Raw genomic sequence first — 21939 nt, forward strand, 5'->3', positions numbered from 1 at the left:
AGCACGACGGCCGTCAGCGGATCGGCGCCCGGCGCACCGATGTCACGGGCGCCAGCCTCCGCGGCGAGCCGATTCAGCGCGGTCGCCAGATCGTCGGCGGCCCCGTCCCGAAGCAGGGTGGCATTCACTCGGGTATGACATCCGTCCGCGGCGTCCGCCGGAATCGTGATCCACCGAGCCGACGAAGGCTGACCGGACTATGCCACCTTCCGCGCGGCGTCGAGTACGTCCCGAGCTGGTGAACGGAAATCCCGGCAGCCGCGCTCGGGTGGCCTGATCCACGCTGCGTCGATGGCTGCGGCGGGCATCGGGCTTTCCGTGCCGGCGATCGTCCAGCGGTTGGGGCCGGCCACTCCGGTCAGGGCATCAGTGCCCGCAGCAGTGGCTCGTGCCAGCGGTGGGTCCCGAAGTCGTAGAGGGCGAAGGTCGGGCCGAAAGACCAGCAGCCCCAGGAGAATCCGTGTTCCTCCGCCAGTTGCCGGTTGTAACCGGTCCAGCGCGCCCGGCTGTCGAGATCGGCATTGTTGCTGGTGCCGAATTCGCCGACGAAGATCGGGTGATCACCCGCCGCGGCCCACGCCGCGACACCCGCGTAACCGGCCGCCAGTTCGGCGCGTTCCCGGTCGGTGCCGGTCCAGGCGGTACCGAGCCAGGACCGTGGATCACCACCCGGAGTGGCTGTGCCCAGCCATGTTTCGCCCTGCATGGTGAAGGTGATCGGCCAGTACTGATGGACGGTGACGATCAGGTGGGGGTCGGTGGGCAGCGACAGCTGCGGCAGCATGCGCGCGTTGTTGTAGGAACCCGGACCGACGACCACGGCCCGCCCGGGGTCGGCGGCACGGACCGCCACCAGCAGGTCGCGCAGGGTGTCGTTCCACAGCGGATCCAGCGCGTCGTGCGGTTCGGCGTACGGTTCCAGCACCACCGACGACGGACGGTCCGCGCACGCGGCCGCCACCTGCCCGGTGATCGCCAGCAGCCGAGCGAGGTACGACGGCGGGTCCGCGATCAACTCCCGATCGAGAAAATTGGTGAGTACCACCGCCATTCCGCGTTCGGTGGCGAGATCCAGGTATCCACGGACCCGATCCAGGATCTCCGGCGCGATCCGGAAATCGGGCCCCGCACCGCAGTGCGCCGCCCAGTACACCCCCAGTCGCACCGCGGAGAACCCCGCCTGCCGGAACAGATCGAATTCGCGTGCGGTCAGTTCGACGGTGTAGCCGGCCTCCGCGGCGGCCCCGAGGTCGGGACACACGTTGATCGTGCGGGCCAGCAATCGGTTGACGTCATGAACGGTCATCGCCGGGGTACTCCTGATCTTCCAGCGGCCAGGACAACCGGCCTCCGCGGAGGTCGGCCACGAAGGCCCGCAGCCAGTCTCGTTCGGCGCGGCGCAGCGCCTGGGCGTAGGTGTGATCGGTGAGGAAGACCGGCGGCACGTCCTGCGCGGCGGCCAGCCCCGCCGCCACCTCGGCGACGGTGCCGTCGATGGCCGCAGCGCGACGCGAAACCAGTTCCGCCACTTCACTTCGCGACAGTGCGAACATGAATGCCAGCGCCGCCGCGAAGGCGGTCGCGTCGTGCGCCGGATCGGCGAGCAGTTCGCGCAACCACTGCCGCAGCGCGGTGATCCCGGCCGTGGTGATCCGATACACCGTGCGCTGCGGCCGATTTCCGGCGCTCGCCGGATCGTCCTGGGTCACCAGCCCCGCCGCCGCCAGCCGGGGCAGCAGATCGTACAGCGTGGCCTGCTTGAGCCCGAGGGTCCGGTCCAGACCTCGTTCGCGCAGTATGGTTTTCAACTCGTACGGATGCCGCGCACGCTCGGCCAGCAACCCCAGCACCGCCAGTGCGGCAGGACTCGGCAGCGGGCGAGGCGGCATCGCGGATCCTTGGTCGAATTCGATTGGTCGAACTCGACTATATCGAACGAACCCGGCCGGCGCCAGGGCCCGATCCGGTCAGCCGGCGGGAATGCACTGCGCCGCAGCGACGGCGGCACGCCCGAAATCCGCGACCACGCGCGATCGGCAGGTATCCGGCCACACCACGACGGTCCTGCTCGGGCTGAGATCACCCACCGGTACGAGGGCCGAGTTTGCGCTCGAGTTCGCCGATCGCGGCGGACAGGGTGGCTGCGCCATGCCGAGCCGCCGGGCCGCCCTGGTGAAATGATGCAGGCGGTGGCCGGCGACCTCGCCGACGGTGGCCGCATCGTCAACACCTCCTCCGGTGTCACGGCAACCGCGATCCCGGGGATCGGGCTGTATCCGGGCGCCGAAGCATTCATCGACCAGATCACGAAGGTCGCCGCATTCGAATTCGCCGCCCGCCCGATCACCGTGAACGCGGTCAACCCTGGCAGCACCGCCACCGGCCCCTTCGCCGACATGTCGGAACAACAACTGACACAGGCGAATTCGGCGTTCGCCCTCGGGCGCATCGGGCAGCCACGGGATGTGGCGGGCATGGTCGCCTTCCTGACCTCGGCCGACGCGGAATTCGTGACCGGACAGGTCATCTACCGCGCCGCCGGTCAGACCGGCCCGATCCGCCGCGGCTGACGGCGGCTACTCGCCGAAGAAGTCGAGCAACAGCTCGGCGAGTTCCCCCGGCCGCTCCTCCGACACATAGTGCCCGCACCCCGCGAGAAGCTCCTCGCGCACGTCGGAAGCACCGTGGCGCAGATTCGCCGCCACCGCGGCCCCGATCGACCGCTCACCACCGACGGCCAGGACCGGCAGGTCCAGCGGCCGCGACAGCCGCTTCGCGTTGTGCTCGATCTCGCGGGCGCGGCCGCGGTACCGATCGAAGGCCGCGGCCATGGCGCCGGGCCGGGTGTAGCAGCGCAGGTACTCGTCCACCGCCGCCGCGGTCGGCACGCCGGGAGTCGCGGAGTACGCGCGATAGAACCACTCGAGGTAGGTACGCTCCCGTCCCGCCACCATCCGCTCCGGCAACTCCGGAATTTGATGAAACCCGACGAACCAGGCACCCGGCCCCGGCACCGTCCACGGCCCCGCGGGCATCGCCTCCACCACGGCCAAGCGCCGCACCTCGTCTGGATGAGCCGCCGCGAAGGCGAACGCGGTCGACCCACCCCAATCCTGCCCCGCGAGCAACACCGGCCCGAGCCCGAGCCCCGCGATCAGCCCGTGCAGATCGGCGACCCCGGTGACGACATCATCGATCTGCGTCCCGGCCTCGGAATCCCCCAGCCCACGCAGATCCACTGCGACCACGGTGTGCCGCTCGGCCAGCCGCGGCATGACCTCCCGCCACGCATACCAGGTGTTCGGAAACCCGTGCAGCAGTACGACCGGCGACCCATTGCCACCGATCACGTAATGCAGCCGCACATCGTCCACCACCCGCTGCGCACTGCCGAACCCCGGCGGCACCGCAGCGGCCGGAACCGGACCGGGCACATACGCAGCCGGCAGTTCCTCACGCATCGGCCGCCAGCGGCCGGTGTGCAGGGGCGCGGCGGGATCAACAACAAGCTCCCGCACCCGCTCCCGGAAAGCCCGGGTGTGCGCCTGCGCCCGGTGCGCGTCGAGAGCATCCTGCGACGCCCAGATCTCGTACCCCACCACCCGCGTATCGTCGGCCGGATCGAGCCCGACCTCGAACCGCACCACCCCGTCCTCCCGCCGCGTCGCGTCGACCAGCCGATCCAGCTCCTCGCGCATCTCCCGCTGCGCGCCGGGCTTCACCGTGATCTCCACCACGAGCATGACCTGTTGAGAAGCGTTCCCGGTCATGACGATTCCTCCCGTGTCGAACGATCGCGTCACGGTATATCAGCCGGCTGAGCGACTTCCCGCGCACGAGAAGACGATCCGGCCCCAAGCTGTCCATCACCACCTCGGTGGCACGAGACACGGGGCTGCCGCACGCAGACGTGACACCGTGACCTGCTACGCCTCAGTCCGGCAACCAGTGCAGTTCGTATGCCAGGGTTTTGGCGACGGTGCGGATGCGGCGGTGTAGTGGTGACTGCTCGCGCGGGAGGACCAGGTGGATCGTCAGGGTGGGTGCACCGTGCAGCGGTCGCCACGTGAGACCGGCCGGTGCGGCCGTGACCGCGGCCTCACCGGCCGGGGCGAGGGTGAGCCCGTCGCGTAGGTCGCGCTGGGACATGTCGAAAGAGACCGCGGGCGTGCGGAATCGGGGGGCCGGACGGATGTCGCGGAACAGTGCGGACAGTTGATCGTGGATCACGGGGTTGGCCGTCCGGTCGGGCAGGCGCAGCGGGTACGCGGCCGCCTCGGCGATCTCGATCTCCGCGTGCTCGGCCAGCGGATGATGCTGTGCCAGTTGGACTCCGACGCGTTCACCCCGCAGCAGGAACCGGCGCACGCCACGACCGGGCTGTTCACCGCGGGTGATTCCCGCATCGATACGGCCGTCGGCGACCGCGGGGGAGATCTCCGGTGTCGCCATCGGGACCGCGCCGACCTCGAGTCCCGGGCTGCTGTGGATGAGCCTGTCCACCAGTGCCGGTGCCGTCTCGGCCCCCACGCTGAGGCTGTATCCGATGCGCAGCGTGCCCAGTTCACCGGCCCCCGCATGCCGGGCGGTGTCCCATGCCCGGTCCAGCGCCGCCAGCGCGGGTGGCGCGGACTCCGCCAAAGCCGCACCGGCCGTGGTCAATACGACGCTGCGCGTGTTACGGACCAGCAGGCTGGTGCCGAGTTCCGCCTCCAATCGGCGCATCCTGGCGCTGAGTGCGGGCTGTGCGATACCGATGCGTGCGGCCGCGCGGGTGAAGTTCAGCTCCTGCGCCAGCACCAGGAAGTACCGCAGGCTCACCGTATCCGGCGCCACCGACGTCCACCACGCCGTCCAGGACACGAAGACCCCCGGCGACGAAGTTTCGGTCATGGGCGACCACCTGCCGAACGTGACCTGCACCAGCACCGCCCATGTCGACTCCCAGCAGCAATGCCGTGGATGACCGGCCCGGCACCCTCGATCACCACCGGTCCGCGATCGAGGGTGCTCGTGGTTCGGCGCAATGCCGTTGTCAGGCACGGGGAATCATACGACCGGCTGGTCCAGCCCGCTCTCAGGGCCGGTCCGTCCTGCTTTCGGCGAGATCGTTGAACCGGGCGAGCATCGCGCCCAGCATCCGGACGTCCTCCACCGACCAGGTGCGGAGCATCGCATGGAAACGTTGCTGCCGGGCGATGCGAGTGGCCTCCACCCGGCGGTGTCCTTCCTCGGTGAGGACCAGCAGGTGGGCGCGGCCGTCCTCGGGGTCGGCGCGGCGTTCGATCAACCCGAGTTGTTCCAGCACCTTCACCTGCCGGCTGATGGTGGCCTTGCCGACACCGAAGTGATCGGCCAGGTCGCTGGGCCGCGAGCGAGCACAGTCGCGCAGGGCGATGAGCAGTCCGTACGCCGCGGGTTCGAGTTCCGGGTGCACCTCGCGCGCCACCTCGGCCGACAGCCCCCGCGCCCGGCGGAAGAGCACCCCGAGTTCGTGCTCGACCGCCCGGTACGCCTCGGGTTCACCGGCCTCCGTCATCGTCGCTCCACCTGTCCTCACCTCCGCCGCACCACCACGATCGGCGGTCCGGCGGATCCGTGTCATTCGGCCGAGTGGCCGAGCCACAGGTCGTGCGGGTCGTCGCCCTGACCGGTCAGGTCGATTCCGCTGGCCACCATGGGATATCCGGTGGCCGTGACGGTGTACCCGCCGTCGGGCAGGCCGGTGAAGTCGTACTCCCCGTCGAGACCGGTGATCGTCGTGCCGACCACGTTCCCGGCCGCGTCGAGCAGCGTGACACGCGCGTCGGGAACGGGTCCGCGACCCCGGGCCCGGATGGTCCCGCGGACCCGCATACCGGGCAGCAGTTCGATCTCCTGGCGGCTCGGACCACTGCCGACCTCGACCGGCACGGCCGTCGGCCGGTAGGTGTCGGCGCCGACCGCGAGCGTGTAGACACCGGCGCTCACCCCCCGGAAGAGGAAGCCGCCGTCGCTGTCGGTCGTGCCGACGACGACCACTTCACCACGACCATCCGTGACCACGACCATCGCGCCCGCGATGGGCACACCGGCCACACCGCGGACGACCCCGGCAAGACCGCCGGAACCGCTGAGCGCCACGTCGAAATCGACCGGCCCGCCGTGGATCACGACGGTAGCGGCCTGCGGGTCATGATCTTCCGCCGCGGCGATCAGCACATAGGTGCCGGTGTCCGGCGCGGACAACACATACCGCCCGTCGTCCCCGGTGGTCGCCCGGCCGACCTGCCGCCCGCCGACATCGATCAGCGTGAGCGCCGCCCGCGACACCGGAGTGCCACCGTTCCCGACGAACCCACGAATCATGCTGCCATGCAACGACTCTCCCGCCGAGACGGGAACATACGCGGTGACCCGGCTGCCGGACAGGACCGAATCCCGGTCGACGAGTTGCGAATCCGGCCGCTGCGCGTGCCGGCCGTGCGGCGCGGACGCCGCGAGAACCACACCCGCCGGCGGCTCCTGGCTGTTGGACGTGCGCAGCGGCACCTCCTTGATGAACAGGATCACGATCACCGCGATCAGCACACACGGCGTGACGAACAGGAAGACATCGCCGATGCCGTGACCGTAGGAATCCTGCACGACCGTACGGATCGGCGCGGGCAGCGCGGACAACTTCGGGATCGACCCGTCGCCGCCGAGGGCGTGCACGCCGATGCCCGCGAGACCGTCCTTCATGTAATGGGTGATCCGGGTTCCCAGCAGCGCACCGAGCGCCGAGACACCGATCGCGCCACCGAGCGAGCGGAAGAACGAGACGGTCGAGCTGGCGACCCCGAGTTCCTGCGGCCGCACCTGGTTCTGCACGCACAGCACCAGGTTCTGCATGGTCATGCCGAGCCCCGCCCCGACGCAGAGCATGTAGATCGCCACCTCCCAGTAGGAGCTGTCGTAGCGAATCATGCTCAGCAGGCCGTAGCCGACGGTCATCAGCCCGGCGCCGAGCACGAGGATGTTCTTCCAGCGTCCCGTGCTGCTCACGACCCGCCCGGAGATCGTCGACGCGACGGCCAGACCGGCGATCATCGGCAGCGTCATCAGACCCGCCTTCGTCGGCGAGTCACCGCGCGCCAGCTGAAAGTACTGGCTGAGGAAGGTGGTCGCACCGAACATCGCGACACCGATGAACAAGCTGGCCAGCGTGGACAGCGACAGCGTGCGAATCCGGAACAGCCGCAACGGCACGATCGGCTCGGCGGCGAAATTCTCCGCCACCACGAACAGCGCCCCCAGCACCACCGCCCCACCGAGCATCGCCGCGGTCTGCCACGACATCCAGTCGTACTTGTTCCCCGCGAACGAGACCCAGAGCAACAACAGAGCGGCGGCCCCGGAAATCAAAGTGGCCCCGAGCCAGTCGATCTTCACCTTCCGCTTGACCACCGGAAGATGCAGAGTCTTCTGCAACACGACCAGTGCGATGACGGCGAACGGCACACCGACGTAGAAACACCACCGCCAGCCCAGCCAGGACGTGTCGACGATGACGCCACCGATGAGCGGCCCGCCGACGGTCGCCAGCGCGAACACCGCCCCCGTGTACCCCGAGTACCGCCCACGCTCACGCGGCGAGATCATCGCCGCCATGATCACCTGCACCAGCGCACTGAGCCCGCCGGCCCCGAGCCCCTGCACCACCCGAGCCCCGATGAGCATCGCGGGATTATGCGCCTGACCGGCGATGGCCGACCCGAGGACGAAGATCGCCAGCGCGATCTGGATCAACAGCTTCTTGCTCACCAGATCGGCGAGCTTGCCCCAGATCGGCGTGGTGATCGTCATCGAGAGCAGCGTCCCGGTGATCACCCAGGTGTACACGGTCTGGCTGGCGTGCAGATCGGCGATGATCGTCGGCAGCGCGTTCGACACGATGGTGGACGACAGAATCGTCACGAACAGACCGAGCAGCAGCCCGGACAGCGCCTCCATGATCTGCCGATGGGACATCGGGACATCCGGATCGGGTGCCGTCACCGTCGTCCGGTCCGGTGCTACGACTGCCATGTGACCTCAACTTTCTTTTTCGCGCCGGAAGAGTCCGGGGGTGGGACGGTGCTCGCATCGTGACGACGCTCGCGTGCGCCGGGCACGGACCGGAGTGCACAGCCGCCGGACCCGCCGACACCGATGTCGAGCGCTCGCGCAACTGTCCGCCCAGGGCGTGACGCCGTGAGCACGCTGCGGTGACCCTCGTACGGCCCACAGCCGCCTACCGATCGGATCACCGCTTCCGGTCCACCCAGCCGTGCGAGCAGTTCGCGGCACCTGCTCGATGCCCCGACGGCCCCGCTTGGTAGCCCTAGGCAACTAGTATCCACAGATTAGTTGCCGAAAGCAATTTAATGCCGTGGTGGGGCGAATGGGCCGGACGGCCAGGTCAGCGTGCAAATATCGGCCCGTGACGGACGCACACCGGCTACGTGATCTTCGCCATGCCGCCCGGTCCACCATCGGTAGTCATGGCACCGATGCCGAATGCGTCACAACGCCGCCACCCGACAGCCGAGTGACATCACCGCCGGAATGCCCTCCCCGTCCCGCAGTACCTCACGCACGAACCCCGAGCCCATCGCCACCCGACCGGTCATGCACCATCCGAACCCGCACCGGCGCTGCCGCTCTCGCATCGACACACCGTCAGCGCTCCCCGGCTCGCTGAACAGTGTTGTAAGCGTGGACGATTCGCCGAAGCCGGAGATCCTCGCGATATCCGAACACGGCAAGCCCGTCGAGCAGCCGGTGAGTCACCACAGCCACCCGATGCTGCGGGCGACGACGTCCGGTCAGGTACCGCCAGGCGCGCTCACGCGCGGCCCAGCGGCGCAGGCGCTCGGTTCGGCGGGTCACGTTCGGTCTCCTCTGTTCGCTGGCCGATGAGCAGCGCGATCAGTCGCGGACGATCGAAATCCCCCTGATCGAGCGGACCACCGACACCGTGCCGCCGGTGAACCCCGAGCCCGACGACGACGTCGCCGTTCCCTGCCCCGTCAGGTATTTCGCATGCCCACACGGGAAGGTTCAGTCGAGCGACTCCCCCACGTTCCAGGATGGCTCAGCGCCCGTGCGCACGCGAACCCCGATGCTGTCGAAATGAACGGCATATGCCGTATCAATCCTGACACCGGGCCGGCTGCCCAACTTGCAGCCGGTGATTCGCCGGATATATGCGTGTCGGCATGCGCCACAGACATTTTCGGCGGCCCGAAAGATCCACACTCCCGTCCCCGAAGGTCGGGCTACACGAAAGTGCCTGCTCCACAGCCTTCCGACGGCCGGCGGCGGTTCGTCGGCAACAGTCGCCGAGCCCCATTGATCGTGGCCGTCGAACGATCGTCGACATGGCCATCGCGTCCAGGGTGGAGCCGGGTGGAGCGTATTTGTCGCGTCGGAAGGGCCGGTATCCCGCCCGGCGTGTGCGGTGGATGCGCGGGGGTTCGAGGAGCAGTTCGTGGGTGTCGTGACGTTGCGGTCGTGAGCGTCGATACTCGGGGCGTGGACATCGATGGTGCCGGTGGGGAACCCGGCAGGGGGGATCTCGTGGTCAACGCCGCCGGGGCGGTGATCGGCGGGATCGGTGACAACAACACGCAGGTCAACCATTTTCACAGTGGCCCCCTACGGCCGATCGCGGACGTCGGCGCACCGGCGGGGGTGGATAACCTGCCGTTGCGGGCGGAGCGGTTCGTGGGCCGCGCCACGGAATTGGATCGCCTGGACACGATCACCACGAACCGCGCCACGGTGGTGGTGCATGCGGTGCACGGGCTCGGCGGGATCGGCAAGAGCGCCCTGGCCGTCGAGTGGGCCGCCACCCGGCCACACGGGTGTACCCCGATCCGGTGGATCACCGCCGCCGGCCCCGGCGAGGTCCAGCAGGGACTGGCCGGCCTCGCCACCGCCCTGGAACCGGAACTGGCGACGGTGCTGCCGGTGGAGCAACTCGCGGCGCGGGGAGTGCAGTGGCTGGCCACCCACACCGGATGGCTGCTGATCCTCGACAACGTCGACGACCCCGCCGACATCGCCGAGATCCTCGCCCGCACCACCGATTCCGGCGGCCGGATCCTGATCACCAGCCGCCTCGCCACCGGATGGCGCCACGCCACCATCGTCTCCCTCGACATCCTCACCCCTGCCGAATCACTGGACCTACTGTCCGGGCTGCTCACCACCGGCGGGCCCCGTGACCTCGACGGCGCCACCGAGTTGTGCACCGAACTGGGGCACCTGCCCCTGGCCCTGGAACAGGCCGGCGCCTACCTCGCCCACAACCCCGCCACCACCCCCCGCGACTACCTGCGCCTGCTCACCGGGTATCCCGCGGCCATGTACCGGCGAGCACCGCACCCTGGCCCGGATCTGGCGGGTCACCTTCGACCGGATCACCGCCCGGGAACCCTTCGCGGTCGATCTGCTGCTCACCCTGGCCTGGTATGCCCCCGACACCATCCCTATGTCCTTGATCAACGAGCTGGCCGACCCACCGACGATCAACGCCGCGCTCGGGATCCTGGCCGCCTACACCATGATCACCATCGACCCCGGCAGCGCCGCGATCTCGATCCACCGGCTGGTCCAAGCCGTCGCCCGCACCCCCGACCCCACCGACACCCACCGCCGCCCCGACATGATCGACCAGGCCCGCGACCGCGCCACCACCACCCTCACCGCCGCCTTCCCCGCCACCTGGGACGATCCCGCGACCTGGCCGGTATGGCGCACCCTGGCACCCCACACCGAAGCCCTCGCCGACCACACCGAACCCGGCACCGGCACCACCGAGACCGCAGCCCTCCTCAACCGGATCGCGATGTTCCTCGACGACCAAGGCCTCCCCGGCCGCGCCATCCCCCTGCACGAACAAGCCCTCACCGACCGCGAACGCATCCTCGGACCCGACCACCCCGACACCCTCGGATCCCGCAACAACCTCGCCAGCGCCCACCAAGACGCCGGGGACCTCACCCGCGCCATCGCCCTGTACGAACAGACCCTCACCGACTGCGTGCGGGTCCTCGGTGAGGCGCATCCGACGACGGTGGCGGTACGGGAGAACCTTGCCGCGGCGGTGGCTGCGCAGCGGGGGTGATCCGACCGCCCTGGGAAGACGCGGGCATCGACGATTATCTCCCTGCCGCCACAACATTCGGTGGCGAGAACGAGACCGAACCGCTGGCCGCAGAGACCATGGGGCCCCTGCTGGTTTGGGCGATGCGCGTGGTCGACGACCTGGCCGTCGACGTGCTCGCCGCCTGGACCGAACGGCAGCGACTCACGACCATAGCCCACTCGAGCGTCGCGACCGAGGCTGGAGCCGCTGCACTTCACGCCTATCTCGGCCCTCTCATCGCGACCGGTGCACCCCTGCCCGCCACCGTCTACACGACCAGGATTGGGCTGGCCCGCAGCTACATCGGTGGCATCACCGCAGCCTCGAAGGACCAGATCGACAAGTTCTGCGCCCGCGAGGGGTTGGTGGCCGCGGTGGCGCAGCGCCCCGGGCCGTGCCCGTTCGATGTTCCGGTGACCGGCCGGATCGCCGGACGGCCGTGGAGGTCTTCGATCGACTTCAACGAAGCGCCAATCATGATGCGGCACTTGGCAACAGCGGCGTTCGTGGTCTGCGCCTACCTCACAGGCGCCCGTCCGGGCGAGATCCTGGGCATGCGGTCCGGGTGCTGCCCGGACCCGGCACCCGATGCCGACGGCAAGGTCGGCCGGCACCTGATCCGCAGCACCGCGTTCAAGAATGCCGTGGACGAGCACGGCAACCACGAGTCCGCCGGAGTGGAACGCGACACGCCTTGGGTCGCGATTCGTCCTGTCGTCAACGCTATCCGCGTGTTGGAGAGAATGGTCCCGGAGGGAGCGCTCCTGTTCGACCACGACGTTCACGACATTATGTCGCGGCCAGGCACCGGGTCGCTCAACACAGCCACTCTCGGAAAGCGGATCGAAGCGTTCGTCGCTTGGGCCAATGCCGAAGCAGCGACTCATGGGCTGACCGGTGAGGTCATCCCACCCGACCCGAATGGCGCGATCGGAACCGCCAGACTCCGCAGAAGTTTGGGGTGGCATATCGCTCGTCGGCCGAACGGCCTTGTCGCGCTAGCCATCCAGTACGGGCATCTTCGCACGGCCGTGTCGGGCAATTACGCGGCTCGTAGTCGGGGCGGGATCGGGGACCTGATCGACATCGAGACCGCCCGCGCGGTCGCCGACACCGTCGCCGACCTCCATGACAGTCTGGGCACTGGTGGAGGGGTGTCCGGTCCGGCCGCCCGGCGAGCGATCACCGCCGCCGCGACCGCACCCCGCTTCGCCGGCACGGCCATCACCGCGACCACGGCACGGCGGCTGATCGCGAACGAGGACGCCATGATCTACGACAACCCGCACGCACTGCTGCTCTGCCACTACAAGCGGGCCACCGCCCTCTGCCACCGCGACGGGGTCAAAGACACACCCAGCCTGGACCATTGCGTCCCTGGTTGCGGCAACGTTATCCGCACCGATCAGCACGCCATCCAGCTCCGGGCGCGCGCTACTATCATGGACATCCGGGCCGGCCGGGTTCCCGGCCCGCTCGGCGACCGGCTACGCGCCAACGCCGACAAGCTTCGAGGCTACGCCGACACCCATGACCGCACCCGCATCACCTCGACCGAGGACGCTCGATGAAAACCGATGAGCGCGACCGGATCCGCGCCGCGATGGACCGCATCTTGTCCGGCGCCGCCGACCGATCCAACGGCGCGCTCACGATCGTCGCCCTTGCGCTGAAAGCTGATGTCCCCAGAAATGCCCTGACACAACGGCATACGGACTTGAAGAATGAGTTCTATGCGCGGGTGGCCGAACGAGGGGCACCATCAGAGGTCGAGACCCAGCTGCGGGCCACCATCGCCGCACTGAAGAAAACGATCGCGAACAAGAACACTGAACTCTCTCAATTCCGGGTCGACGTCCCCGCCCTTGTCCGGGCCGTGAATCAACTCGCCCTGGAAACCAGGCGTTGCGGGAAGCGCTGGCAAACCCCAATGTCCGGGTCATCCCGATTCGGCGACGGCTGCCCCACCAGACCGAGGATTGACCGCACCCGGCGGGCGACCGATGTGCGGCTACTTACAGCTCACTATGGCCCAATGCGGTCAGAGATGCTTACGGCAGGTGCCCGCTGGACTGATCGCGGCTGTCGTGGAGGCCCGGCATACGCTGGAACCATGGTGCTCGCGTCGGTGGATGATCGCACTCTTTCTTCAAGTCATCATGACCTGGATAATCTGCCTGGTGCCAGCGATGAGCGGGAGAATTAAATGTATTTAGGTGTAGGTAATGTTGGCGACTTGGTCAAATGGTTCAACTCTGGAGCCTGTAGGGAGAGGATCTTGTGTCTATTCGTCCCGGCGAGGCCGGAGGACGAAAAATTACTTGGACAGCTATTTGACACAAGGAGTAGCTTAAGCGTCGAGCTCGGAGGGGATATCGCTCTATGTCTCTTTTCAGTCAGTGCGACGACCGTAGCCGATCTCAAGGCCGAAGATCCTGCTTACTCGATCTATCGGTTTGTTCCGGGCCTGATCTCGTTACGTATTAAGCGTCGCGGGCGGGCGCTAGATCACTGGACAAGCGTAGATGCCGCGCACGTACCTCCGACGATTCGTGAAGAAGTGCTTCGCCGTGCGCACGGGGCCGGTCGAGAGATTGCAGACTATTTTGGTCTTGATCCTAATGATCTTCCCTGCCTCATATTTGTAGCGCCAGGGGAATCGAGACCTTTTCTAGTGCGAACTCGAAACAGTGCAGACGTAGCCGACCTTCGGGCCCTCTTTGCTGACATATCGAATATTGTGGCCGAGTTGAATAGGTCGGAACTTCTGCGCATGCCTATACGAATCGCAGAGAAAGAGCGGCTCGTCGCGAACTGTGCAAGTCTCGCGAAGAGGCTGGATGAGTTGGATCGAGAGGCTGGACGGATGCTGGAGACAGCCGCCAATTCAACTTCACAGTACGGCCTTCGTGCTCCGATCTTAGCGATCGGATCCAGTAGATCTCATCATCTGTTCAGATATCTCGGACTGCCGCAGAAAGATAAGCGTCCAATGACAATCTCGCTAGAGATCGTCGAAGCCTCTAGGCTAGCAATACTAGACCCTCCAGTTCATGCGGCACTGCGCTCGGCGCAGAATGCGGGACGCGCCCGCCGCAAGGTTGAAATTCAGCTTGAGGAAACTCAAAGAATAGTTCAGAAAATGAGTGACTCCATAAATTCTGAAACGCTCAAGTCGCGTCTCCAGACTATTGAAGATCTCATCGACCAGACCTGCAATAAGCATGAGAGGAAGATTCGGCGAGGTCAAGCTCTCATGGGTATCAAAAGATTCATATTGCTGATTACGGGAGCTGCGAAGGCAGCGGAAAATGTAACTATTTCTCTTGCTTCAACGGCTGACAAGATCGTGAAGGACCTCGGTTCGGATTAGGATTTGATGCCGGAGTAGGAGCCTCTACCGGGCTCGTTGGCGAAGTCGTCACCGACAGTCAACCGTAAATCGCAGGACGCCGCATTTCGAGCCACCCAACGGCCCCCCGAAACTCGACGCCAAGTTATCAGGACTATGTTGTCGTCCCAGGTTGCCCGCGCGAAGCGAGGTCATGCTCACCCTGCGCGAACTTACATTGAATCAAGTACCGTTACTGCTGCTTATTGGCCCTGCGGCTCTGCCGAGAACCGTCGCAACGATCAGGTCCTCGCACCGGATCTGGGACGTGTTCTCTCAGCGGATCGCTCTGCTGTCGGAGGTTCCTCCGGCCACCGACTTGATTGCCCGACGACGGTGGTAAACGACAAGCCGGGAACCTGGCTTCAAGATCTCAACACGCCGACTTGACAGGGAACAGCATCGCGCCAAACACCTGCTCCTCCGGCCGCAACAGCGCGACGCCGTCGACCAGATGCAGCCGCGCCGCGCCCGGCGCTCCACCACCGATCGAACCCACCACACCACCCTCCGTTAGTCGCATCAGATGCGAGAGAATCGCATCGTATGCGAGTCGCGCGGAGAAACGCAGGTCAACGCGCCGCATCGGCATGCCGCGACCCGCCGCCGATGCCATGCCGACTACGATCGTGGCTCAACGGCACGCTGGGTTCCTTTGGGGGTCCCGGTAGTAATCGTGCGAAAAACAACGACAATGGCTTGACCAGCGGTGATGCCGGGCTTCCGGTTCGGGCTGCGGGGCAACGGGATTGGTGCTTGGCTTGGCTGCCGATGAGGTTGGTCGGCGCGGGTGGAGGTCGGGGTTCGTGGCGATACAGGTGTTCGCGGACGAGGAGTTGGCGCGTCTGCGGGAGTTTCCGCAGATCAGCCGCGAGGAGTTGTTCCGGTTCTTCACGCTCGCCCCGTCCGATATCGCGTTCCTGACGCCCGGCCGAGGCCGGGGCCCGGGGGAACGGCTCGGTATGGCTGTGGCGTTGTGTACGTTGCCGTGGTTGGGGTTCGTGCCGGACAGGATCGCTGACGCGCCGCCGGTGGCGGTGGCCCGGTTGGCCGACAAGCTGGAAGTTGATGCGTCGCTGATCCGTTCGTACGGCAAGCGGGCACAAACCCGCACCGAGCATCTACGCCTGGTCGCACAGTTCCTGGGCTGGCGGCCCCCGGGGCCGATGGAGCTGAAGGAACTCGACGAGTTCCTGTTGGCGCGGTCGCTGGAGCATGATTCCCCGACGCTGTTGTTCCAGTTGGCGTGCGAGTTTCGTGCGCCACGAGGCGCCGCTGTCCATATTGGAGGTGTGATGACTCCGAAGTGATTGTGTCGCAGCACGATTGCTGTAGTTGGGGGCAGCCTGAGCCGGGAGACGCCGGGGAGGGTGGGAGCAGCCCCGACAAAGCCGGGACGTGCCAGCACTGCCGGATGGTGCGGGTCTGGTGAGCGTGGGACAAAGGTGGACGCGAGGAACCGGTGTCATAAAGCTCCTCAAGCGGGCCGTCAGCTCGAACTCGGTGGATCTGGGCTGACTTGCGGCGCGTATCCGATCCCTCATGACGGATCGGAGAACTCCCCCGAGGACTGGTATGTCCAACGGGGAGGTCACGGTGAAGGGCTGCGGCGTAGCCGTGACGAGGCCGCTGGGGCAAAGCCGGCCACCTCCTGTCCCGAATGGATAGCGGTGAACGTGGGGACCACCCCGTCTCGCCCACTGTGGCTCGTAGCCAACGGTTTTCGGTGGGCAGGCCCGTCGTCGGCTGATGGGGCGTGGGTGGGGCGGAGGGGTCGTAGTACTCCGAGCCGGGGAAAGCCCGGTGCATGGGGAAGGGCCCCAGTGGATGTCGACAGCGAGGAACTGTAATGGACGGAGTCATCTGTGAATGCGGATGAGTTGTGGCCGGACTTCGATGAAGCTTGGCTGCGGGTACGGCGGATGCAGGCCAAACTGTACTTGTGGGCGACCCGGGATACGGGTCGAGTGTTCGACGATCTGCACAATCTGGTGTGTGATCCGGCGTTTCTGGTGTGCGCCTGGCAACGGGTGCACGGCAACACCGGCGGGCGGACCGCCGGGGTCGACGGGGTGGCTCCCCGGTCGATCCCGAAGGAATCGACCGCGCTGTTGTCACGGGTACGAATCGAGTTACGGGACAGGACGTTTCGACCGGACCGAGTCCGGGAGAAGCTGATCCCGAAGCCGGGAAACCCGACGAAGAAACGCCGGTTGGGGATACCGACGACAGTGGACCGGATAGTGCAGGCCGCACTGAAATTGGTGCTCGAGCCGATTTTCGAGGCCGGATTCCAATCCAGTTCCTATGGATTCCGGCCGCGAAGGCGTGCTCAGGATGCGATCGCCGAGATTCACCTCTTCGGTTCCCAGGGTTATCACTGGGTGCTGGAGGCGGATATCGAGGCGTGTTTCGACCGAATCGACCATTCGGCTCTCATGAAGCGAGTCCGTGGCCGGATCGACGACAAACGTGTCTTGGCCCTGATAAAGTCCTTCCTCAAGGCCGGGGTCCTCGGCGAGGACGGGTTGAATCGGGATACCCGCACGGGAACTCCGCAGGGCGGAATTCTTTCGCCGCTTTTGGCGAATATCGCCCTGTCGGTGCTGGACGACCACTATCAACGAAAGTGGGATGCCCACGGGGAGGGTGGAAGAGACCCGAACCGTCGACGGAAATACCTGCACCGTACTGGAAAAGCGACGTATCGGCTCGTCCGTTTCGCGGACGATTTCGTGGTCCTGGTCCACGGCGGGCAACATCACGCCGAGCAGGCCAGGACCGAGGTCGCTGAGGTTCTGCGGCCGATGGGGTTGACCCTGTCGCCGGAGAAAACTCGCGTGGTGCACATCGATAGCGGATTCGACTTCCTCGGCTGGCGCATCCAGCGCCGGGCCAAGCAGGGCACGAACCGCAGAAAGAAAGTGATCTACACCTACCCGTCGAAGAAATCGCTGCACTCGATTATCGGGAAGGTGAGGGTCATCACATGCAGATCGACAACCAACAAATCGCTCGAGGAATTGCTCAAATACCTGAACCTCGTGGTCCGGGGTTGGTGTATGTATTTCCGGCACGGTGTCTCATCGGCTACCTTCCCCTATCTCCGTCGCTACATGTGGCGGGAAGTGGGACATTGGATGAAGATGAAACACCGGCTTACGAGCTGGCCGAATCTGAGACGCCGATATTCCGATCCTCGGTACCCGGCGTACTGGCCAGCAGAGAATGGGACCGTGCTCTATGACCCCGCGGAAATAGTTGTCGAGCGATATCGATGGCGGGGTTACACGATCCCGACACCGTGGAGCGCTCGGGCGGAACAACTCGAAGCACTCGCACAGGCATGACATTCCATGGAGAGCCCGTTGCGTCGAGAGGCGCACGGCGGGTTCGGCGGGCGGCCACGGGAAACGGACCCGCGGGTAACCCGGGCACTGCGCCCGTGGCCGACCCCAACTGCTCGCCGCACTACGTCAGGACCTGCCCGCACACCGCGAACACGACGCCAATCAACTCGCACAACACATCGAAGCGTTCGACCGACTGGTCGCCGACGTCCAGGAAGGCCGGGTCCGGCTGCCCGAACGCGCAACCGACATCTATCCGCCGAAGACATTCACCCCGGATACCGGTGGCCAGAGTCGTGAGAAATGCAGATGACTTTATCTGATCCTTTGTGTCACAGGGCTTTTTGCGGCGCCGACAGTCTATTGCCAGAGTACATGTGCCAGGTGTACTTGATGGATCTGACACCCGCACGGGCACGGCAGCTCCGGCGTATCCACCGGTTCCATCCTCCGGACGAATGTATCGTCCACCTCCAAACAGCGACAATGCTGCTGACAGACGAAAGCGGTTGAACCGATGTCGCTTCCGCTTCTGCTGACCCTCTGGCCAAGTTCGGTGCTGTTCACCGCAGTGCTGAGTTACCGCCTCGGGGTTTCCCGGCACGCCACCGTCACGATCGGCCGACACCGCGCGGATACGGTGTCCCGGCAGGACCCGTGGACCACTGGACCGTCGGACAACTCCCGCCGCGCTGAGATTCAAACGGTGTGCGTGCCACCGGGCACGAATCGGGCCGTGCGGCGGCATTGCGACGATACGGAAGTCCTACCGCGCGTGACAGAAACTGGCTATCGACTTTCACAGCGCCGGGTACGTCGGGTGTGAGTTGATTCAGGATCGCAGGACAACTGCTTCAGTAAAATTTGCATGTCGTATATCTGACACGGAAAGCATGCTGATCCGACGGCGGTTTTCGAAAGAAATCCGCTCCCGACAAGCCCTGGCTTGTCGGGAGCGGTGATCGCCCAACGCTGTTACGCAGATGGATTAGCGCGGGTGAAAATTCGGGTAGCGCTACACCTTCACTGGATCTGCGGTGGAGTCGATGTGGGCGTGGCGCATTGTGTGAATCGCCTTCCAATCCACTCCGGTTGGGGCCGTGTTCAATGCAGCAGTCAGCAGCCCGAGTCGTGCAGTGCGTAGTTCGAGGTTGTCGGTCATGACAAGGATCTCATCGAAGAAACGATGAAGAGCTTCGGCCAGGGGGCCGGCGGTCGGCACGTACTCCGGAAGGAGTAGGCGCTGGGAGTCACCCAGATCTGTCACCGCTCGAAGCAGGGCGCGCTCAGCCGACTCGGTGAGCAGTTCCGAATCGTAGGTTGCGCTGGTGTCCGGCGGAAGAATTCGCATGATCCGCTGCAGTTCTTCGACCAGATCCGCGAACTGCTCGCCGTTTTCGGAGCGGGCCGCCTGGATCGCGAGGCGGAGCCGGTCGGCACGCAGTGGGTTGCCCGCGATCGGCCGCGTGCCCTCGATGAGCGCGAGGGGGATGTTCTCGTCGCGCAACCGTTGTTCGTAGCGAGTGATGAGGAGTTCTTCCGCGGTGTCGAGGACACTATCGTTGACAGCGATGCCCTGGGTGCGGAGTTTGTGCGCGGCGACTTCGAGCCCGTCACGGTAGGTGAGGTCTTCCAGGTCGGTCTGATCGCGGAGGATGCGGACGATGCCGAGCGCGGCTCGCCGAAGTCCGTAGGGGTCGGACGTGCCGGTGAGTTTGGCGCCGATGGCGAGCATGGCGACGAGCAGATCGAATCGGTCGGCGAGGGCCAGTAGCGCACCGGGGAGGGTGGCGGGGAGCTGGTCGGTGTGATGGCGTGGCAGTTCGGCTTCAAACAGCGCCTGCGCGACCGATTCGGGTTCTCCGGCTTTGCGCGCGTATTCGCGGGCCATAGTGCCTGCAAGAGAAGTCATTTCGATGACCATCTGCGTGGCCAGGTCGAACTTCACCAACTCACCGGCACGGACCAGCGTGACAGAGTCGTTGTCGGACAGATCAATTCGCGCGGCCAGTTCTTTTGCGACGGCGGCGATCCGGTCCGTACGATCCGCCATCGATCCGAGGCGTTGTTCGAAGGTGAGCCCGGACAGCTTGGCGCGGAACTGGTCCGGTGTTGTGCGCAGGTCGGTGTTCCAGAAGAAAGCGGCGTCTTCGAAGCGAGCCCGCACAACGTTCTGGTTGCCGTCCCGGACGACCTCCGGATCACAGGTGCCGTTGGCGAGGGTGATGAACATCGGCAGCAGAGTGCCGTCGGCGGCTCGAACGGGAAGGTACCGCTGATGCTTGCGCATCACGGTGGTCAGGATCTGCTCGGGCAGCTCCAGATACCGTGCGTCGAACCGGCCGAGAATGCCCGTCGGTGTTTCGACGAGGTTGGTGATTTCGTCGACCATGCCCGTCTCATTGTCGATATCGACCATGCCGGAGTGCTGGGTGGCGAGGTCGGACGCGGCTCGAATGACTGCTTGCCGGCGTTCCTCCCGGTCGAGGACGATTTCCTCGGAGCGCAGTACCGCGGCATGGTCGGTGGCGCGTCCGATGCTGATCTCGGGGTGGGTGGCATTGCGATGGGTGCGGGTGATGCGGTCGGCGGTCAGCGCACCAGCGGTGACAGGGAGCACGGTGTCGCCGAGCAGAGCCAGCAGCCAGCGGATCGGCCGGCTGAAGCTGAGGGCGGGGTCGTTCCAGTGCATGTTCTTGTCCGCGTGAAGACTGGTGACGACCTGCGACAGGATCGACGTGAGGACGTCCGGGGCGGTGCGGCCGGAACGCAGGGATTCGGCGGCGACATGCTCGGCGCCGTTGGCCTCCACCCGGATCAGCTCGTCCGCGGTAACCCCCTGCGCGTTGAGGAAACCCTGGAGGGCGCGTGTCGGAGATCCGTGTTCGTCGTACGCAGATGCGACCTTGGGACCGCGGCGGATTTGGCGGCTGTCGGGTTCCCGGTCTGCGATGTCATCTATGCGGACGACGATCCGGCGTGGTGTGGCGTCGACGCGAATCTCGCTGTGGTGCAGCGATGTTTCGGCCAACAGTCGAACGATTTCTCGTTCGACTGCGGCGACGGTGTCGTCGACGATATGCGGTGGTAGTTCCTCGGTGCCGATCTCGAAGACCAGCGTCCCGCCGTGCGCGGGCAGCGCGGCCGAGTCGATCGCCGGCTTCGCGAGCGGCAGGGGCCGGTAGCTGCCGCGTGGGTGCCCGGCTTCGGCACGGAGCTCGATCCACAGGCCGGCGACGGCACGGGATTGGGTGCGCATGGTCTGGAACCATTTCGCGCGTTCGGTGGTGGAGATGGCGCCGCGGGCGTCGAGAACGTTGAAGGCGTGCGAGCTTTTCAGCACGAAGGTGTGGGCGGGGATCGGCAGTCGTCGTTCGATGAGGCGGTCGGCTTCGCGGGAGTAGAGGTCGAGCAGGGCGCGGGTGGCGTCGACGTCGGCGTCGTCGAGGTAGTACCGCGACATCTCGTATTCGGATTGGCCGAGGAATTCCCCGTAGGTGACGCCGGGCGCGTACAGGAGTTCTTTGAAGTGGGTGACCTTCTGCACGGCCATGAGGATTCGTTCGAGGCCGTAGGTGATCTCGACCGGCACCGGGTCGAGGGTGTGGCCACCGACCTGCTGGAAGTAGGTGAACTGGGTGATCTCCATGCCGTCGAGCCAGACCTCCCAGCCCAGGCCCCAGGCGCCGATCGCCGGCTGTGCCCAGTTGTCTTCGACGAACCGCACATCGTGGGCGTGCAGGTCGATGCCAAGTGCGGCCAGTGACCCGAGGTAGAGCTCCTGCGGGTTGCCCGGCTCGGGTTTGATGATCACCTGGAACTGGGTATGGGTCTGCAACCGGTTCGGGTTCTCGCCGTAGCGGCTGTCGTCGGGCCGGACCGACGGTTCGACGTAGGCGACCTTCCACGGTTCGGGACCGAGCACGCTGAGCAGGGTGGCCGGGTTCATGGTGCCGGCGCCGACCTCGGTGTTGAACGGCTGCGCGATGACGCAACCGTGACCGGCCCAGTAGTTCTGCAGGCGGAGGATCGCGTCTTGCATG

At 66.0% G+C, this 21939-nt stretch carries 16 protein-coding genes and 1 pseudogene; 7 read left to right on the plus strand and 10 right to left on the minus strand.

What is annotated here, in order from left to right:
- Positions 1-358: 358 nt before the first annotated feature.
- The gene (locus LBW94_RS42735) at positions 359-1306 is read right to left on the minus strand and encodes a glycoside hydrolase family 5 protein (protein WP_225062385.1); all 948 of its coding nucleotides are present in this window, start codon (positions 1304-1306) and stop codon (positions 359-361) included.
- The gene (locus LBW94_RS42740) at positions 1293-1889 is read right to left on the minus strand and encodes a PadR family transcriptional regulator (protein WP_225062386.1); all 597 of its coding nucleotides are present in this window, start codon (positions 1887-1889) and stop codon (positions 1293-1295) included. Before LBW94_RS42740 ends, LBW94_RS42735 begins: the two co-directional genes overlap by 14 nt.
- 300 nt (positions 1890-2189) lie before the next feature.
- On the opposite strand from LBW94_RS42740, the gene LBW94_RS42745 reads away from it, so the two are divergent.
- Entirely contained in the window at positions 2190-2570 is a 381-nt protein-coding gene (locus LBW94_RS42745) for an SDR family oxidoreductase (RefSeq protein ID WP_266273488.1), read from the plus strand.
- Positions 2571-2576: 6 nt separating this feature from the next.
- Here LBW94_RS42745 and LBW94_RS42750 read toward each other — a convergent pair whose 3' ends face one another.
- From LBW94_RS42750 to LBW94_RS42775, 6 genes are all read right to left on the minus strand, one after another.
- The gene (locus tag LBW94_RS42750) at positions 2577-3770 is read right to left on the minus strand and encodes an alpha/beta fold hydrolase (protein WP_225062388.1); all 1194 of its coding nucleotides are present in this window, start codon (positions 3768-3770) and stop codon (positions 2577-2579) included.
- Positions 3771-3933: 163 nt separating this feature from the next.
- Complete coding sequence (locus tag LBW94_RS42755) at positions 3934-4893, minus strand: LysR family transcriptional regulator (protein ID WP_225062389.1); 960 nt, start codon at positions 4891-4893, stop codon at positions 3934-3936.
- Between the two features lie 184 nt (positions 4894-5077).
- Positions 5078-5539 carry a MarR family winged helix-turn-helix transcriptional regulator gene (locus LBW94_RS42760; protein WP_225062390.1) on the minus strand — a complete coding sequence of 154 codons (462 nt, stop codon included), beginning with the start codon at positions 5537-5539 and terminating at the stop codon, positions 5078-5080.
- A 62-nt stretch (positions 5540-5601) separates the two neighbouring features.
- Positions 5602-8049: an MFS transporter gene (locus LBW94_RS42765; protein ID WP_225062391.1), complete on the minus strand. Its 2448-nt coding sequence runs from the start codon at positions 8047-8049 to the stop codon at positions 5602-5604.
- 633 nt (positions 8050-8682) lie between these two features.
- Complete coding sequence (locus tag LBW94_RS42770) at positions 8683-8892, minus strand: hypothetical protein (RefSeq protein WP_225062392.1); 210 nt, start codon at positions 8890-8892, stop codon at positions 8683-8685.
- A 768-nt stretch (positions 8893-9660) separates the two neighbouring features.
- Entirely contained in the window at positions 9661-10146 is a 486-nt protein-coding gene (locus tag LBW94_RS42775) for a hypothetical protein (RefSeq protein ID WP_266273492.1), read from the minus strand.
- Between the two features lie 82 nt (positions 10147-10228).
- Here LBW94_RS42775 and LBW94_RS42780 point away from each other — a divergent pair, with 82 nt between their 5' ends.
- The 4 genes from LBW94_RS42780 (at position 10229) to LBW94_RS42795 (ending at position 14528) form a co-directional block, all read left to right on the plus strand.
- On the plus strand, positions 10229-11134 hold the full coding sequence (locus tag LBW94_RS42780) for a tetratricopeptide repeat protein (RefSeq protein WP_266273494.1): 906 nt from the start codon (positions 10229-10231) through the stop codon (positions 11132-11134).
- Positions 11131-12726 carry an integrase gene (locus LBW94_RS42785; RefSeq protein WP_225062552.1) on the plus strand — a complete coding sequence of 532 codons (1596 nt, stop codon included), beginning with the start codon at positions 11131-11133 and terminating at the stop codon, positions 12724-12726. Before LBW94_RS42780 ends, LBW94_RS42785 begins: the two co-directional genes overlap by 4 nt.
- Positions 12723-13361 (plus strand): hypothetical protein, encoded by a 639-nt coding sequence (locus LBW94_RS42790; RefSeq protein WP_225062551.1) that lies wholly within the window; start codon positions 12723-12725, stop codon positions 13359-13361. Before LBW94_RS42785 ends, LBW94_RS42790 begins: the two co-directional genes overlap by 4 nt.
- Positions 13362-14021: 660 nt before the next feature.
- Positions 14022-14528 carry a hypothetical protein gene (locus tag LBW94_RS42795; RefSeq protein ID WP_225062550.1) on the plus strand — a complete coding sequence of 169 codons (507 nt, stop codon included), beginning with the start codon at positions 14022-14024 and terminating at the stop codon, positions 14526-14528.
- 391 nt (positions 14529-14919) lie between these two features.
- On the opposite strand, the gene LBW94_RS42800 is transcribed toward LBW94_RS42795, so the two are convergent.
- Entirely contained in the window at positions 14920-15162 is a 243-nt protein-coding gene (locus tag LBW94_RS42800; protein ID WP_225062549.1) for a hypothetical protein, read from the minus strand.
- 190 nt (positions 15163-15352) lie between these two features.
- Here LBW94_RS42800 and LBW94_RS42805 point away from each other — a divergent pair.
- Together LBW94_RS42805 and ltrA are read left to right on the plus strand one after the other, a co-directional pair.
- Positions 15353-15802: pseudogene (locus tag LBW94_RS42805) on the plus strand (DUF4158 domain-containing protein); the annotation flags it as partial.
- Between the two features lie 609 nt (positions 15803-16411).
- Complete coding sequence (gene ltrA / locus LBW94_RS42810; protein WP_225062547.1) at positions 16412-17896, plus strand: group II intron reverse transcriptase/maturase; 1485 nt, start codon at positions 16412-16414, stop codon at positions 17894-17896.
- A gap of 1015 nt (positions 17897-18911) precedes the next feature.
- On the opposite strand, the gene LBW94_RS42815 is transcribed toward ltrA, so the two are convergent.
- Positions 18912-21938: a glycine--tRNA ligase gene (locus LBW94_RS42815; protein WP_225062546.1), complete on the minus strand. Its 3027-nt coding sequence runs from the start codon at positions 21936-21938 to the stop codon at positions 18912-18914.
- Position 21939 lies beyond the last annotated feature (1 nt).

This window comes from Nocardia sp. alder85J (assembly GCF_020176955.2).
Lineage (GTDB): Bacteria > Actinomycetota > Actinomycetes > Mycobacteriales > Mycobacteriaceae > Nocardia.